The following is a 15,976-nucleotide window of genomic DNA, read 5'->3' as shown; positions in this document are numbered from 1 at the left end:
CCGTACTGCAATGATAACTCGTCGTAGTCGAGGCAGAAGACTCCTTAAAAATCAATTAATACACACCTAGATCACATAAGTGGTGGATCTATCGTGTTCATTCTAAACTACATAGTTGCAAGTTAGCCTGAAAATTTTGCTTTTTATCACTACTGTTACTAATCATTACAAGTTTCTTTCTAGTGTCCTATAAATTGTTGGCGTGCCATCTGCCATAAGCGTTATTCTATTTGCCATTAAAATTTACCCGAACTAATCACTTGTTTGTAGTATAACTTAAATATCAATTAGAAAACAAGATGTATATAGAAAAATTGGAACAATAAAACAGCTGAACCTTTGGTTCAGCTGTTTATAAATTGATATAAAGTATCTTTTTCGTCATTTGTTAAGGGAACCAGTGGCAGTCTCACACTGCCTACATCAATTACCTTTTTACGGAGGGCCATCTTAACACTGGTCGGATTTGGAGTCAAAAACAATGCTTTCATAATTGGAAGGTATTTGCGATGTAATTTAGCAGCCTCTCTAACACTACCTGCCTGAAACAATTGAACGATTTCTTGCATTTCATTGCCAATAATATGTGAAGCTACCGAAACAACACCGTTACCGCCAATTGCCATAGACGGTAATGTTAAGCTGTCATCACCACTATACAACGTAAAATCAGGATCTGTTTTCTCAATAATTGCAGCCATTTGGTCTAAATCACCGCTAGCTTCTTTAACAGAGACGATATTTTTTACTTTGGATAGCTCAATAATTGTATCCACAGTCATATTTACTACTGATCGACCTGGTATATTGTAAAGCATGATTGGTAAAGTTGTTGAATTGGCAATCGCTTTAAAATGTTCAATCATGCCTTTTTGTGACGGTTTATTATAGTAAGGAGTAACTGCCATTACTCCATTAATTCCGAGTAATGCAGCCTCCTTTGTTAGTTCAATTGAAGCTCGAGTATTATTCGATCCTGTACCTGCTATAACTGGCACTCTTCCATTAACAGTTTTTACGACAGTATCAAAAAGAGCTAACTTTTCATCTGTCGTCAAAGTCGGTGATTCACCTGTTGTACCTGCAACAACGAGTCCGTCAGAACCATTGTTAATAAGATATTCAACAAGTGATTCTGTTTTGTGAAGATCTAAAGCACCCTTCTCATCAAAAGGAGTCACCATCGCTGTTAAAACCCGACCAAAATTCACTTTGTTCATCTCCTTAACTGTAGCTACATTACAGTATCATTCTTCCAATGAACGGCTCGGTTCAAACATACTTTCTTTCTCAAGCTGAAACATGTCATGTAAAGCATTAACTGCTTTAATCATATCTTCGCCTTTAACAAGCACCCAAATGGTAGTGTGTGAGTCTGCTGACTGTAAGATTTGAATGTTTTCTTTTGAAAGTGCTGCAACAATTTTTGCTGTGACCCCTGGAACTCCTGTCATTCCTGCCCCGACTGCTGAAATTTTTGCACATTCTCGCGTAACTTGTGGTTCATATCCCATTTGTTCTAATACTTCTATTGCTCGATCTGCAACTTCTTCCATTACTGTATAAACAACACCTAATGGATTGATATTAATAAAGTCAACACTAATTTTTTCACTTGCCATTGCTTTAAACACTTTTTCTTGAAGATCATATTGACCTTCTTTAGCCAGCACCTTAATTTGTGTCACTTTAGCTAAGTTAGCGATACCTGTAATTAGTCGATCTTGAACGTCTTGACCTTGTTGGGCTCCTACTGTTGATGTTACGATCGTTCCTTTACTGTCTGAATAAGTTGAACGAATATGAATAGGTATTTTTGACTGCATCGCAATTTCTACTGCACGAGGGTGAATGACTTTTGCCCCTTGATAAGCCATGTTACATATTTCATTATACGTAACAACCGATAATGGCCTAGCTCCCTCAACAATACGAGGGTCTGCTGTCATTACACCTTCTACATCTGTAAATATATCAACCCATTCTGCGGAAACGGCTGCTCCAATTGCTGTTGCAGACGTGTCGCTGCCGCCACGGCCAAGAGTTGTGATCTCACCCGTTTTTGATTGACCTTGAAAACCTGCTACAACTACTGCATCAACTTTTTCAAGTGTCTTTAATAACTTTTCACATTTCATCTCTAAGATTTTTGCATTTGAAAAATCATCGTTTGTTCTAAAGCCAGCTTGAGCACCGGTCATTGCTGTTGCCTGAACACCATAGCTACTTAGTAAATCTGTAAATACGACCGAAGAAATGACTTCTCCACAAGAAAGAAGAAGATCTTGTTCTCTTTTCGGCACCGTTTTAGTGTTTATAAGATTTAGTAGTGTGTCGGTAGCATATGGATCGCCGCTGCGACCCATCGCTGACACAACAACTATAACTTTATAACCATCATTTACCGATCTTTGAACATGACGTGCAGCTAATCGCCGCACCTCGTCATTCTTAACAGACGTTCCACCAAACTTTTGAACAATTACCTTCATAGGACACCTACTCTTATTTCAATAATTGTAATTTTACTAAACTCTCTGCGATTTGAACTGAGTTCCATGCAGCACCCTTAAGAAGGTTATCTGAGACAATCCACATATGGAAGCCATTATCTCGATCTAAATCTTTTCGAATTCTACCAACAAATACATCATTTTTACCAACACAATCAATTGCCATTGGATATACTTGATTTGCTGGGTCATCTTGTAACGTTACACCTGGTGAAGAAGCTAGAAGTTGCTTAATTTCTTCAACTGTAGCTCCGCCCTTTTCTGTTTCAACGTATACAGATTCTGAATGTCCAGTTTCAACTGGCAGACGAACGCAAGTAGCAGCTACTTCTAGTTCTGGCAGATGCATAATTTTTTTCGTTTCGTTAATCATCTTCATTTCTTCAAAAGTGTATCCATTTTCTTGGAATTTATCGATTTGAGGAATTGCATTAAACGCAATTTGGTAATGCTTTTTATCCCCTCCTACTGGAAGAACTTCTGGAGTTACTTCTTTTCCTTCCAATAGGTCCTTTGTTTGTTCTTTCATTTCATTAATAGCATTTAACCCTGCACCAGATACGGCTTGGTACGTTGAAACAACAACTTTTTTAATACCATATTTTTCACGTAAAGGTTCAAGAGCAACTACCATTTGGATAGTTGAGCAATTTGGGTTTGCAATAATCCCGTTATGAAGTCGTAAATCTTCCTCATTTACTTCAGGTACAACTAGAGGTACATTTTCATCCATTCGGAACGCACTTGTATTATCAACACAAATCGCTCCACGCTTTGCTGCTTCAGGAGCTAGCGCTTTAGAAACCGAACCACCCGCACTGAACAATGCCAGTTGTACGCCTTCAAAACTTTCTGGAGTTGCTTCTTCCACAGTAATCTCTTCACCTTTAAAAATGATCTTCTTTCCTGCAGAACGCTTAGAAGAAAGTAGTTTAACCGATTGAATTGGAAAATCTCTTTCCTCTAATGTTTTTAACATTTGTTGTCCTACCGCTCCAGTTGCTCCAACGACCGCTATATGATATCCTTTTTCAACTGCCATGTTTCCTATCTCCCTTCAAGATTCATAGTTTAATAGTGGATGTTTTAAACACTCACCAAATAAGAAGTTCATATTGATGAAATCTATTTTAACATACCATAGCTTAAATGACAGTAAATCACTCAAGCACTCCTATTAAACTTTAAGGGAAATCTTAATTTTTAGCAACAACGTTATAGAACTAGTCTCTGAATTTTTCCACTAAAACTGGTTGATATTGTTTACCAGCAATCGCAGACTCAATAGTTTCAGGTAATGCTTCCATTCTCGCTACAAGAGAGTTAGGTTTTACCTGTGGATTATCTTGACCGAATGGAACAAAATATATATTTTTAGTGGCCATTAAACGCATAATATTGACCCCATTTAATCCAAGTGCATCATTAGTAGATATAGCTAGCACAACTGGCTTTCCATTTCTTAATGTGGCCTTGGCACCCATTAATACAGGTGAATCTGTCATAGCATTCGCAAATTTACTTGTTGAATTTCCTGTCATTGGGGCAATTACCATACAATCTAATGGTGTCTTTGGTCCAAATGGTTCAGCTTTTGGCATTGAATCTACAATATCCTCTTGTGTAATTTCTTTAATTTTTTGAATCCAGTCTTCACTTTTTCCAAACTTTGTGTCTGTTGATGCCACTGTATGAGTGACGAATGGAGTAACCTTAGCCCCCATTTCTACCAGTTTTTTCATTAAAGGTAACACTTCATCGTACGTACAATGAGAACCGGTTAATCCAAAGCCAATATGCTTTCCTTTTAATGACATGACCATGTCCTCCTTTTTATTTCTTATCTTGATCTTTTAGTAATTCAGCTAACACGTTAGCTAATATTTGACCCGCTGTTTTGGGAGCTACTATTCCTGGCAGACCTGGAGCTAGCAAAGCTTTTATTCCCCTCTTTTCAGCATAACGGAAATCAGTACCACCTGGCTTAGAAGCAAGATCAATAATAAGTGAATTTGTAGGCATTTGTGCAATCACATCTGCCGAAACGACCAAGCTTGGAATTGTATTAATACAAATATCTACATCTGAAACTTGATCAATTAACTTCGATGTGTGAAATGGTTTTAGACCCAATTCCGTTATTCGAGCAATATGACTCGAGTTTCTTGCACCTACTTTCACATCCGCTCCTAATGCAGCAAATGTTCTTGCTACTGACATACCGACACGACCGAAGCCTATGACAACTACCTTTGAACTGTGAATCGTAATGTCGGTATGTTGTATAGCCATCATAATAGTACCTTCAACTGTAGGAATTGAATTATATATGGCTATGTCATCTCGTTCTAGTAACTTTACTAGTTTGCGGTTTGCAGCCTTAACCGTTTGGTTTAAATAATCATTCGTGATCCCTGTATATACTACGCAATGGTCAGGTGTCTTTTTTAAAATCTCCTTTGTCAACTTGATTCCTTCATTCGAAAAGATGGTTTCTACTTCACCTTGTTGACCTGTTCCACTAACAGGCAATAGGATCGCATCTACTGACTGAAAGTTGACTTCATCGATTTGCTTCTTTGTTGCACCGACAAATCCGTCATCTAGTTGTTCAAATCCAACCATTGAGATTTTTCCATCTAGCGTTGAAAGCTTTCGAATAATTTCTAGTTGCCTTGCATCCCCGCCCATGATGACAATGTGTTTCCCAGTAAGCATTCTAGTCCTCCCCTTTCCTATTAAATTAACTACTAAATAAGCAAAGGTTCTATCCTATACTTATCGATGTGGGGGTTGATTGGTGAATAAATAAATAAATAATTAATTAATAACTAAATCCTAATCGCTAGATGTTAACCTAGTGCTAAGACTATGGTACATCAGTAAAACTTGTAGCACTCCTAATTTTTGTTGGTTAATTTTATATTCTTTTGTAATTACCTTAGCTATTTCACAACTAGCATATGTATTACATGCAAAATGGGTGAGTATTTAGTTTAATTAAAAAATACTTTTAGACTTTGGCTTTTTAAACAAAAAAGACTGACAATAAATGTCAGCCCTTCATTTCCTTAGTTACTTATTGAAACTCTCCCATATCAATAATAATCATATCCGTTCCTATCTTTTTAATTTGGTGCCAATATACTTTTACTTCTTTATCTTTTTTCCCAAATCCAAACCATTTCATTGTTGGAATTATAAAAGCTTGAATTTGGCCGGTACTCTCATCAATCACAAGGTCCGTCTGTCCGAGAATACCTAGTCGTTCTCCTTTTTGATAATCAATAATTTCCTTCCCGCTTATCTCACTTAACCTCACGTTTGTCCCCCCTAGTTGTCAATTCTTTCCCTTTTATATTTCATATGAACAATTGGACAAAAAAATACCAGGTTCAATTCAACCTGGTAATAAAAAAGTAGTCACTTAGCTAAATGCTGGTAACACATCTTATATGAATTACTGCAGCCCTTTTGGTAATTCACCCTTTGGACTAATAAGAGAAATAGCAGGTGTACTAGTAAAAATTGTCTTAGCTAGGTCATTAACAGCATCAATTGAAACATTGTTAATTTCCTCAATAATCTCATCTAGTGAACGATGGCGCTTTAATAACAATTCATTTTTACCGTTCCGGCTCATTCTACTGTTAGTACTCTCTAGACTTAACATTAAGTTTCCTTTGAGTTGCTCTTTACCGTTGTTAAGTTCTTTTTCTTTAATACCTTCTTTGCTAAGTTGCTCAACCGTTTCCATTACAGCATCGTACAATTGGTCTAACTGGTGAGGAGCAGTGCCTGAGTACAATGTTAATACTCCATCATCTTGGTAAGCCGTATGATAGGAAAACACTGAGTAAGCTAAGCCTCGTTTTTCACGAATTTCTTGAAAGAGACGACTGCTCATGCTTCCACCTAAAATATTATTTAATAGGACTAGGCTATAGATATCTTTGTGTCCAATTTGTAAGCCTTGGTATCCGATACAAATATGGGCCTGTTCCGTTTCTTTTTTTCTAGCGATATGTTCTGCTAAAAATGCTGGCTTTTCAACAGTTCCTGATCCATCACTTTTCTGGACAGTTGAGAATGTTTCCTTAATTTTATCAATTATCTTCTCATCTATATTACCCGCTATTGATACGACTACATTTTCTGCGGTGTAATATCTCCTCATATAGTCACGTAGTAAATCAGCATCAAACGAAGTTAAAGTTTCCACGGTGCCGAGAATTGGTAATCCGAGCGGATGTTCACCGAAGCTAGCCTTCGATAAAAGATCATGAACAATGTCATCAGGCGTATCATCAACCATTTTAATTTCCTCGAAAACAACATTCTTTTCTTTTTCAAGCTCTTCAGGAGCAAAAACAGAGTTAAAGAACATATCAGATAAAACGTCTAAAGCATACTCCGCATGCTCATCTAGAACTTTTGAATAATAGCATGTATATTCTTTAGAAGTAAACGCGTTCACTTGACCGCCAATACAATCAAATGACTCCGCTATATCTGCAGCTGAACGCGTCTTTGTTCCTTTAAAGAACATATGCTCTAAGAAATGCGAAACTCCATTTTCACGTTTTTCCTCGAATCTTGAACCTGTTCCAATCCAAATCCCAATTGAAACGGAACGAACATGAGGTATTTGTTCAACAAGTATACGTAAGCCATTTGGCAGTTCAACTTTTTGTATCAATATACATCCCCCTAACTTTAGTCTAGGGTTACACCAAAATTTATTCTTGACTCATCCATTAAGTGTGAGACGGTACCAATTTGATAGCCTTTGTTTTTTATACCGACAATCATTTGCTCCAGACCTGCTGCAGTAGAAGAAGTCGGATGCATCAATACCATAGCTCCGGGATGAACTTTACTCAGAACTCTTTGTGCCATCGATTGGGGATCTGGTCGTTTCCAATCGACCGTATCAACACTCCACATGATTGTTTTCATATTTAAATTTGCAGCAATATCAACAACTTCTTGCCGAAAGCTACCACTAGGAGGAGCAAACCACTTTGGTGTAACTTCTAATGTTGCATAGATTACTTCATTTGTTTTATTAAGTTCTTCTCTGATTCGTGCAGCTGATAGTTGTTTCATATCTGGATGTGAATAGGCATGGTTACCGATCTCATGACCTTCTTCAAGTATCATTTTAGCCAACTTTGGATTATTTTTAACCCAAGAGCCATCTAAAAAGAAAGTCGACTTAACATCATGCTTATTCATAATCTTCAACATATCAGGTAAATATTCATTTCCCCAGGCTACGTTTACAAGAAGACTAACCATTGGTTTTTCTGGATTACCTTTATAAATAGGCAGTGGAGGTAAGTCTTCTAAATGAACTTTCGGCTCTATTTCACGAAATACGAGCTTATGCTTATCATAGACAGCTTCTTTTTTCATTTTCTGGTAGGAAGCCTCAATATCGACTTGTAAGCCATTATAACCTGGGACAGCTTTCCAAACTTTATCTGCAACTGCGTCAATAGGCTCCTTTTCATACTTTTTCGCCTCAGTCGCAATTTGCTCATATAGTGGATCTTGCATCTTAGAAACCATTATTGACTCTTGCTTCAATTGGTCTATGTAATTCACTGTAAATGGGTTTTGAATTGTCCCATATGCAATAAGAATAATAAAGAGAAATATAAATAAATGAACACTATACTTGCTTTTCATCGCTCTACCCCCTTGTACTAAATCGTATGCACATATTGGACAGGGTAGAACAAGCTTAGCTTGAAAAGTATTGCTATTCTTTAAGGGTGCTTAAAAAGAGACTGGTCATTGTCCAGCCTCTCCTTATTAACTTTCTTGCTTTTGTTCTTTAAGTAGTACTTTACGTGATAAGTTTACACGTCCTTGCGGATCGATTTCAGTAACTTTCACTAAAATTTCATCACCGATCTTCACTACGTCTTCAACTTTATTGACACGTTCTTCAGCCAACTGTGAGATGTGGACAAGTCCGTCTTTACCTTTGAATAGTTCAACAAATGCACCGAATTTTTCAATGCGTTTAACTTTTCCTAAGTATGTTTGTCCCACTTCAACTTCTCGAACGATGTCTTCAATGATCGATTTAGCTTTTAGGTTCATTTCATGATTAATAGAAGAAATATACACTGTGCCATCTTGTTCAATGTCAATTTTAACTCCAGTATCTTCAATAATCTTATTAATCATTTTTCCACTTGGACCAATAACATCACGGATTTTATCTGGATTAATCTTCATTGTCAATATCTTAGGAGCGTATTCTGATAGTTCAGTACGCGCTTCACCGATTGCAGCTAACATACTATCTAAAATAACCATACGACCACGTTTTGCTTGATCAAGTGCTTCCTTTAAGATGTTACGATCAATACCACTGATCTTAATATCCATTTGTAGAGCAGTTACACCATCTTTTGTACCTGCTACTTTAAAGTCCATATCACCTAAAGCATCTTCCATCCCTTGAATGTCTGTTAAAACCGTAACATCATCGCCTGATTTAACAAGACCCATAGCAATACCAGCAACAGGTGCTTTAATTGGAACACCAGCGTCCATCATTGCCAATGTACTTGCACAAATCGAAGCTTGTGATGTTGAACCATTTGACTCAAGAACTTCTGAAACTAGGCGAATTGTATAAGGGAAGTCGTTTTCATTTGGAATAACTGGCTCTAATGCACGCTCACCAAGTGCACCATGTCCAATTTCACGACGCCCTGGGCCTCTAATTGGCCCTGTTTCACCAACACTAAATTGCGGGAAATTATAGTGGTGCATAAAACGTTTTGATTCTTCAATTCCTAATCCATCAAGAATTTGAACATCTCCTAATGCTCCTAAAGTACAAATACTTAGCGCTTGAGTTTGTCCACGTGTAAATAGACCTGAACCATGCGTTCTTGGTAATAATTTAACTTGTGAAGAAAGGGCGCGGATCTCATCAATTGATCTTCCATCTGGACGGACTTTTTCTTTTGTTATTAAACGTCGAACTTCTTCTTTTACAATCTTATGTAAAATTTCTTTTACTTCAGATACATTAACTTCTTCATTTTCTTCGAATTTGGCTACTGTTTCATTAATAACCCCATCAATTGCATCTTGACGTGCGTGTTTCTCAACAACTTGTACAGCTTGTTTTAAGTCCGACTCTGCGATTGCACGAACTTGTTGCTCTAACTCTGGATCAAGTTCTCGTAGAACTACTTCCTTCTTCTCTTTTCCAACTTTAGAAACAACCTCTTCTTGGAATGCAATAAGACGTTTAATTTCCTCATGTCCAAACATAATAGCTTCTAACATGACTTCCTCGGTAACTTCGTCCGCACCCGCTTCTACCATGTTAATGGCTTCTTTTGTACCTGCTACGACTAAATTAATATCACTGTTCTCTAGTTGAGTTGGTGTTGGATTAATAACAAACTCATCGTTAATTCGCCCTACTGTAACACCAGCAATTGGACCGTCGAACGGGATATCAGAAATACTTAGTGCTAAACTGGAACCAATCATTGCAGCCATTTCGGAAGAACAATCTTGGTCCACACTCATTACAATACTAATGACTTGAACTTCGTTACGGAAGCCATCAGCAAAAAGTGGACGTATTGGTCGGTCTATCAAGCGACTTGCGAGTATTGCTTTTTCGCTAGGACGTCCCTCACGTTTGATAAAGCCACCTGGAATTTTTCCAACTGCATAAAGGCGTTCTTCATAATTTACTGTAAGCGGGAAGAACGGTAAATCTTTCGGTTCTTTTGAAGCTGTAACCGTTGAAAGCACAGCAGTGTCACCATATCGGACCATGACAGCACCATTTGCTTGCTTAGCTAATTGGCCTGTTTCAACTGTTAATTGGCGACCTGCCCATTCAAAAGAAAAAACTTGGTTTTCTTGTTCCATACAGGTTTGTACTCCTCTCGTTAAACAAAATCGTTCAATCTGTCTTTATTATTACCTATTTATACTTAAAATAAAAGAATAAATCAAATGTCCAACATAATGGATAAAATAACCATTAATTTTCCCTAATAAAAAAGCGGGAATGCTCCCGCTTTTTATTAAGTGTTAACTTGTGATTAGCGACGTAATCCTAGCTTATCAACAAGGTTACGGTAACGAATTACATCTTTATTACGTAGGTACGTTAAAAGATTACGACGTTGCCCAACCATTTTCAAAAGACCACGACGTGAGTGGTGATCCTTCTTATGAGTACGTAAGTGCCCATTTAATGTGTTGATTTGCTCAGTAAGGATAGCGATTTGTACTTCTGGAGAACCAGTGTCACTGTCATGAGTTTTGAACTCACTGATGATCTCGTTCTTACGTTCTTGTGTTAGTGCCATCCTATCCACCTCCTTCAAAATAATCACCAATTCCCTAGCAAAACGTCGGTGAAGCGATTTTGCCAAGCAATGGTTTTTAGTACTTTTAGTACAGATACTAGAATACCTTTTTTTTTAGATAAATGCAAGTTATTTAGCCTTATTTAGTTGAAAATACCTTTCTGCTGCATTTTTATCTAATTCAATTTGTTTGATAAGTTCATCCATTGATCCAAATTTTTTCTCTGTTCTAATATATTGATGGAAAGTAAGCGAAATAACTTCATCATATATATCTTTGTTAAAATCAAATAAATGTACTTCAATTGTCGGCTGGGCTTCTTCATCTTTAAAGGTCGGTCGATATCCAATGTTACACACACCTTCATACTGTGTTCCTTTTACATCTAACGTAACAGCATAAACACCTAGTTTCGGAATCATATACCTATTAGTTAATTTGATATTAGCTGTAGGGAAACCAATAGTACGTCCACGTTTATCCCCATGTACAACAACACCCTCTACAACGTAATGACGTCCGAGAAGTTCAGTAAGCTCGTCGACGGCTCCATCTTCAATCTTACTCCTAATTAAAGTTGAGCTAATTTTTAATTCGCCTAATTGGACTTTATTTACTGTTGTCTGATCAAAAACTCCTCTAGAATGGAAAGGTAAAGTTTCCATAGTTCCTTTTCCTAAGTGGCCATAACTATAATCAAAACCTGCCACTACATGCTTTACATGCATGTTAATCAAGTAGTCATCAACGAATTGTTGAGGGGTTAGTTTTGAGAATGAATGGTCAAACTGAACAACAAATAACTGGTCGACACCTAATTCCGTTAATACTTCAATTTTTTTATCTAACGGTGTAATATACATCATTGGCTCTATTGGCTTTCTTAAAACTTCTTTGGGATGCGGATTAAAAGTCATAACCGAGGTTAGTATACCTTTTTCCATTGCAATCTTCTTTGCCGTTTCAATTACCTTTTGATGACCTATATGCACTCCATCAAAGTAGCCAAGAGCTAAAACTGTTGGTTTTTCATTTCTAATCTTTAATGGGTAGGTTAAATGAATAACGTCCAATGTCTTTCACCTTCTTTTTGTTGAGTGCAGTAGTTAACTCAACATTTTCTCTGGTTTAATTAATCCTTGCTTTGTTGGATGCGGTTGATAGATTGCTAAACATACTCCGTCTTCATTATATACAGAAAATCGATTTTCATCTATTGATTTAAATTGTGGTAACACTGATCCATTTTTAATTTTTGCCTCGGTTTCTCTATCTACAACAACTGAAGGAAAGTGTTTAATCGCTTCCTCTATTGGCAATAGTACGTTTTGGACTTCATTTTTTTCTACCATGTCCTCGAGTTGTTCAAATGTATAACAATCTGATAATTGAAAAGGTCCCGAAGCGATCCGTTGTAAATAAGACATGTGAGCCGGGTATCCTAATGTTTTTCCAATATCAACCGCGAGGGTTCTAACATAGGTGCCTTTACTGCATTTCACCCGGAATGAAAAAGACGCCGTATTATGACTTGACTTAATTTCATTTTCTACTAATTGTATCTCGTATATGTTCACACGTCTAACAGGTCGCTCAACTTCGATTCCTGCCCTAGCATATTCATATAACTTCTTGCCTTTTACTTTCACAGCAGAATACATAGGTGGAACTTGATCGATTTGACCTGTAAAGCCATGAAGAATATTCTTAACCTGTTCTATCGTAGGCGGCGTTTCCACGCTTTTTTGCTCAACGATCTCACCACTACTATCTTCAGTTGTTGTAGACGAACCAAGGGTAACTTCTCCAACATATTCTTTCGGATAGTCGCTCATATACTCAGCTACTTTTGTTGCTTTTCCTATACATATAGGTAATACACCTGTAACATCAGGATCTAATGTACCTGTATGTCCAACTTTTTTCGTTTTTAATAATTTTCGCAGGCGGAAAACACAATCGTGGGATGTCATTCCTTTAGGTTTATGTAAAGGTAGTATTCCGTTATATTCCAAATCAGTCACCTCATATATGTAAGTACAGATATTACAAAAAAGCGCAAGCACCCGTTCAGCAAAGTAAAATGGGACTCAGACCTTTGTATGAAATAAAGGAACAAAAGGTCCTAACTGGCATAGTTAACTTAACCAAGAAAGAACGAAAAGACTGAGCATTACGGAAAAGTCAAACTTTTTCATCTTGAAAAAAAGAAGCTGACTCCAAAAGCAAAGAGTCATCTACCTACTTCTAAACGAGCCATATCGGACCATTCATTTTGTAAGGTATAAAGACACTTATGAGTCAGCCTCTTCTTAATTAATCATTTTTTTGTTTGTTTATTTCCGTCAATAACGTTTCAATACGGTTACCATACTCAATCGACTCATCAAATTCAAACTCAATTTCTGGAGTTTTTCGTAGACGTATTCGTTTTCCAATCTCAGTTCGAATAAATCCTTTTGCTTTTGATAGCCCTTGGATCGTATCCTCTTTCTCTTTTTCATCACCGAGTACAGTGATGTAAACTTTTGCCTGCTGCAAGTCACCGGTTACATCAACGCCTGTAACTGTTACAAATCGTACTCTCGGATCTTTAATTTCACGCATGATAATGTCGCTAAGTTCTTTCTTCATTTGCTCCCCAACACGGTTTGCTCTAACATTACTCATATAAAGTCACCTCACTAATAGCTATTACAGCCATTCATAGTTTGTAACTGTTCGTTCTAATTCAGTCATACGATCAATAAAAGATAAAACTCGATCTATTTCCTGTTCTGCCACATTTTTATTTGCGGATACAGTTACAACTGCAATTTCTGATCGCTGCCAAACATTCTGATGTCCGATTTCTGCAACCGATACATTAAAACGTTGTTTTAACCTTGTTATTAAACTTTTTAAAACTGAGCGTTTGTCCTTTAAAGACTGGGCGTCATAAATTAATAGTTCACAGTAAACTGCACCTATTGTCATTTACGTTTAATTTCCTCCATGACGTAAGCTTCGATAATATCGCCTTCTTTGACATCATTAAAGTTCTCTAATGTAATTCCACATTCATAACCAGCTGAAACTTCTTTAGCGTCATCTTTAAAGCGTTTAAGAGCGTTAATTGCACCTTCATAAATAACAATTCCATCACGGATTAAACGTACTGTAGAATCACGTGTAATCTTACCGTCTGTAACATATGAACCAGCAATCATACCAATTTTTGAAACTTTAAATGTTTGACGAATTTCTACTTGACCAATAACTTTTTCTTCATATTCAGGGTCAAGCATTCCCTTCATCGCACTCTCAATTTCTTCAATTACATTATAAATAATTCGGTGGAGTCGAATATCAACGTTTTCTGAATCAGCCACTCTCTTCGTATTAGCATCTGGACGAACATTAAAACCAATAACGATAGCGTTGGATGCTGCAGCTAAAATGATATCTGATTCAGTAATTGCTCCTACACCTGTATGAATAATATTAACCTTTACACCTGCAACGTCAATCTTTTCTAGTGAACCACGTAATGCCTCAACTGACCCTTGAACGTCACCTTTAATGATAACGTTGATCTCTTTAATCTCCCCTTGTTGTATTTGATTAAACAAATCATCAAGGCTTACTTTAGATGTTTCGTTACGCTCTTCATCTCGTTGACGAATCATACGAGTCTCACCAATTTGACGTGCTGTCTTCTCATCTTCAAACACTTTAAATTGATCGCCAGCATGCGGAACATCATTTAATCCAGTAATTTCAACAGGAGCTGCTGGGCCAACTGTCTTTACTCGACGACCTAAATCATTTGTCATGGCACGTACTCGACCAAATGTATTACCGACTACGATAGGGTCCCCGACTTTCAAAGTTCCTGATTGAACTAACAACGTTGCTACCGGTCCGCGTCCTTTATCTAATTGAGCTTCGATTACAGTACCTCTTGCTAAACTGTCTGGATTTGCTTTATATTCTTCTACTTCAGCAACAAGTAATATCATTTCCAGTAATTCATCAATACCTTCTCCTTGTAATGCAGATACTGGAACAAAAATTGTATCCCCACCCCAAGCTTCTGGTACTAATTCGAACTCCGTTAACTCCTGCATCACTCGGTCAGGGTTTGCAGCTTCCTTATCCATTTTGTTTACAGCAACGATGATAGGTACACCTGCAGCTTTTGCGTGGCTGATTGCTTCTTTAGTTTGAGGCATAACACCGTCATCAGCGGCAACCACAAGAATAGTAATATCCGTAACTTGAGCACCACGAGCACGCATCGTTGTGAACGCGGCGTGTCCTGGTGTATCTAGGAACGTAATGCGTTTTCCTTCGACTTCTACTTGGTAAGCACCTATGTGCTGTGTAATCCCACCAGCTTCTCCAGCAGTTACTTTTGTATTACGAATTGAATCCAATAATGTTGTTTTTCCGTGGTCAACGTGTCCCATAATGGTTACAACTGGAGGACGCTCCTGTAATTCAGCTTCGTTCTCCTCTTCAACAAATTCTTCGAAGTTTGTTTCATCAATAATGATTTCTTCTTCTACTTCCACACCATAATCACCAGCAATTAATTCAATCGAGTCTTTATCTAACTCTTGGTTAATCGTAGCCATTACACCTAAGAAGAGTAATTTTTTAATAATTTCCGATGGTTCTTTGTGAAGTTTCTTAGCAAGCTCACCTACTGTTAATGTACCTGAGTATGTAACCTTGTCAGGAAGTGGTTGTTTCGCAGGTTTTTGTTGGGCTTGGTTACTCTGCTGAAAGTTGTTTTTTCCTTTTGGCTTCTTATTGTTACCTTTTTTATTACTATTTTTTTGTTGATTATTTCCTTTATCATCATTGTTTGTTTTTTTCATTTTTGACGGACGGTCTTCTTTCTGTTTATTTGAAGAAACTTCTTCTCCAACATTTTTATTTCCATTACTTTCCCCGATAAGCTTTTGCATCGCTTCCTCATCAATAACTGACATGTGATTGGTGACAGAAAAACCTAATTTTTTTAATTGTTCGATGACTTCCTTACTAGTAATGTTTTTTTCTTTTGCATATTCATATATTCGCATCTTCCTCATATGTTTACCTCCACC

The 15,976-nt window shown here is 37.2% G+C and carries 15 protein-coding genes; all 15 read right to left on the bottom strand.

Translation table 11 applies throughout. The features are described from left to right. Positions 1-344: 344 nt before the first annotated feature. The 15 genes from dapA to infB all read right to left on the bottom strand — a co-directional run bounded on the left by dapA (position 345) and on the right by infB (position 15,961). Positions 345-1,220 (bottom strand): 4-hydroxy-tetrahydrodipicolinate synthase, encoded by an 876-nt coding sequence (gene dapA, locus AC2VNP_RS18585; protein WP_486918752.1) that lies wholly within the window; start codon positions 1,218-1,220, stop codon positions 345-347. 27 nt (positions 1,221-1,247) lie between these two features. Next, positions 1,248-2,492 carry an aspartate kinase gene (gene dapG, locus AC2VNP_RS18580; RefSeq protein WP_486918751.1) on the bottom strand — a complete coding sequence of 415 codons (1,245 nt, stop codon included), beginning with the start codon at positions 2,490-2,492 and terminating at the stop codon, positions 1,248-1,250. Between the two features lie 13 nt (positions 2,493-2,505). Then, positions 2,506-3,555: an aspartate-semialdehyde dehydrogenase gene (gene asd / locus AC2VNP_RS18575; RefSeq protein WP_486918750.1), complete on the bottom strand. Its 1,050-nt coding sequence runs from the start codon at positions 3,553-3,555 to the stop codon at positions 2,506-2,508. Positions 3,556-3,736: 181 nt separating this feature from the next. Next, positions 3,737-4,330, bottom strand: coding sequence for a dipicolinate synthase subunit B (locus tag AC2VNP_RS18570; protein WP_275117543.1), 594 nt, complete (start codon positions 4,328-4,330; stop codon positions 3,737-3,739). A 16-nt stretch (positions 4,331-4,346) separates the two neighbouring features. Next, positions 4,347-5,231, bottom strand: coding sequence for a dipicolinic acid synthetase subunit A (gene dpaA / locus AC2VNP_RS18565; RefSeq protein ID WP_486918749.1), 885 nt, complete (start codon positions 5,229-5,231; stop codon positions 4,347-4,349). A gap of 361 nt (positions 5,232-5,592) precedes the next feature. Then, positions 5,593-5,835 carry a YlmC/YmxH family sporulation protein gene (locus AC2VNP_RS18560; RefSeq protein ID WP_275117545.1) on the bottom strand — a complete coding sequence of 81 codons (243 nt, stop codon included), beginning with the start codon at positions 5,833-5,835 and terminating at the stop codon, positions 5,593-5,595. 138 nt (positions 5,836-5,973) lie between these two features. After that, positions 5,974-7,212: a M16 family metallopeptidase gene (locus tag AC2VNP_RS18555; protein WP_486918748.1), complete on the bottom strand. Its 1,239-nt coding sequence runs from the start codon at positions 7,210-7,212 to the stop codon at positions 5,974-5,976. Between the two features lie 17 nt (positions 7,213-7,229). Further along, the gene (locus AC2VNP_RS18550; protein ID WP_486918747.1) at positions 7,230-8,207 is read right to left on the bottom strand and encodes a polysaccharide deacetylase family protein; all 978 of its coding nucleotides are present in this window, start codon (positions 8,205-8,207) and stop codon (positions 7,230-7,232) included. A gap of 126 nt (positions 8,208-8,333) precedes the next feature. Beyond that, positions 8,334-10,433 carry a polyribonucleotide nucleotidyltransferase gene (pnp, locus tag AC2VNP_RS18545; protein WP_486918746.1) on the bottom strand — a complete coding sequence of 700 codons (2,100 nt, stop codon included), beginning with the start codon at positions 10,431-10,433 and terminating at the stop codon, positions 8,334-8,336. Between the two features lie 176 nt (positions 10,434-10,609). Further along, positions 10,610-10,879: a 30S ribosomal protein S15 gene (gene rpsO / locus AC2VNP_RS18540; protein ID WP_486918745.1), complete on the bottom strand. Its 270-nt coding sequence runs from the start codon at positions 10,877-10,879 to the stop codon at positions 10,610-10,612. A 129-nt stretch (positions 10,880-11,008) separates the two neighbouring features. After that, positions 11,009-11,953 carry a bifunctional riboflavin kinase/FAD synthetase gene (gene ribF / locus AC2VNP_RS18535; protein WP_486918744.1) on the bottom strand — a complete coding sequence of 315 codons (945 nt, stop codon included), beginning with the start codon at positions 11,951-11,953 and terminating at the stop codon, positions 11,009-11,011. 33 nt (positions 11,954-11,986) lie between these two features. Continuing rightward, a complete protein-coding gene (gene truB / locus AC2VNP_RS18530; protein WP_486918743.1) occupies positions 11,987-12,895 on the bottom strand; it encodes a tRNA pseudouridine(55) synthase TruB in 909 nt (302 codons plus the stop codon). Positions 12,896-13,196: 301 nt separating this feature from the next. Further along, on the bottom strand, positions 13,197-13,550 hold the full coding sequence (gene rbfA, locus AC2VNP_RS18525) for a 30S ribosome-binding factor RbfA (RefSeq protein ID WP_418198779.1): 354 nt from the start codon (positions 13,548-13,550) through the stop codon (positions 13,197-13,199). A gap of 24 nt (positions 13,551-13,574) precedes the next feature. Then, on the bottom strand, positions 13,575-13,856 hold the full coding sequence (locus tag AC2VNP_RS18520; protein ID WP_486918742.1) for a DUF503 domain-containing protein: 282 nt from the start codon (positions 13,854-13,856) through the stop codon (positions 13,575-13,577). Beyond that, complete coding sequence (infB, locus tag AC2VNP_RS18515) at positions 13,853-15,961, bottom strand: translation initiation factor IF-2 (RefSeq protein WP_486918741.1); 2,109 nt, start codon at positions 15,959-15,961, stop codon at positions 13,853-13,855. The genes AC2VNP_RS18520 and infB overlap by 4 nt, the downstream gene beginning before the upstream one ends. Between the last annotated feature and the right edge of the window lie 15 nt (positions 15,962-15,976).

It is taken from the genome of Alkalihalobacterium sp. TH-98 (assembly GCF_057473385.1).
This window is presented reverse-complemented; position numbering and strand designations above follow the sequence as displayed.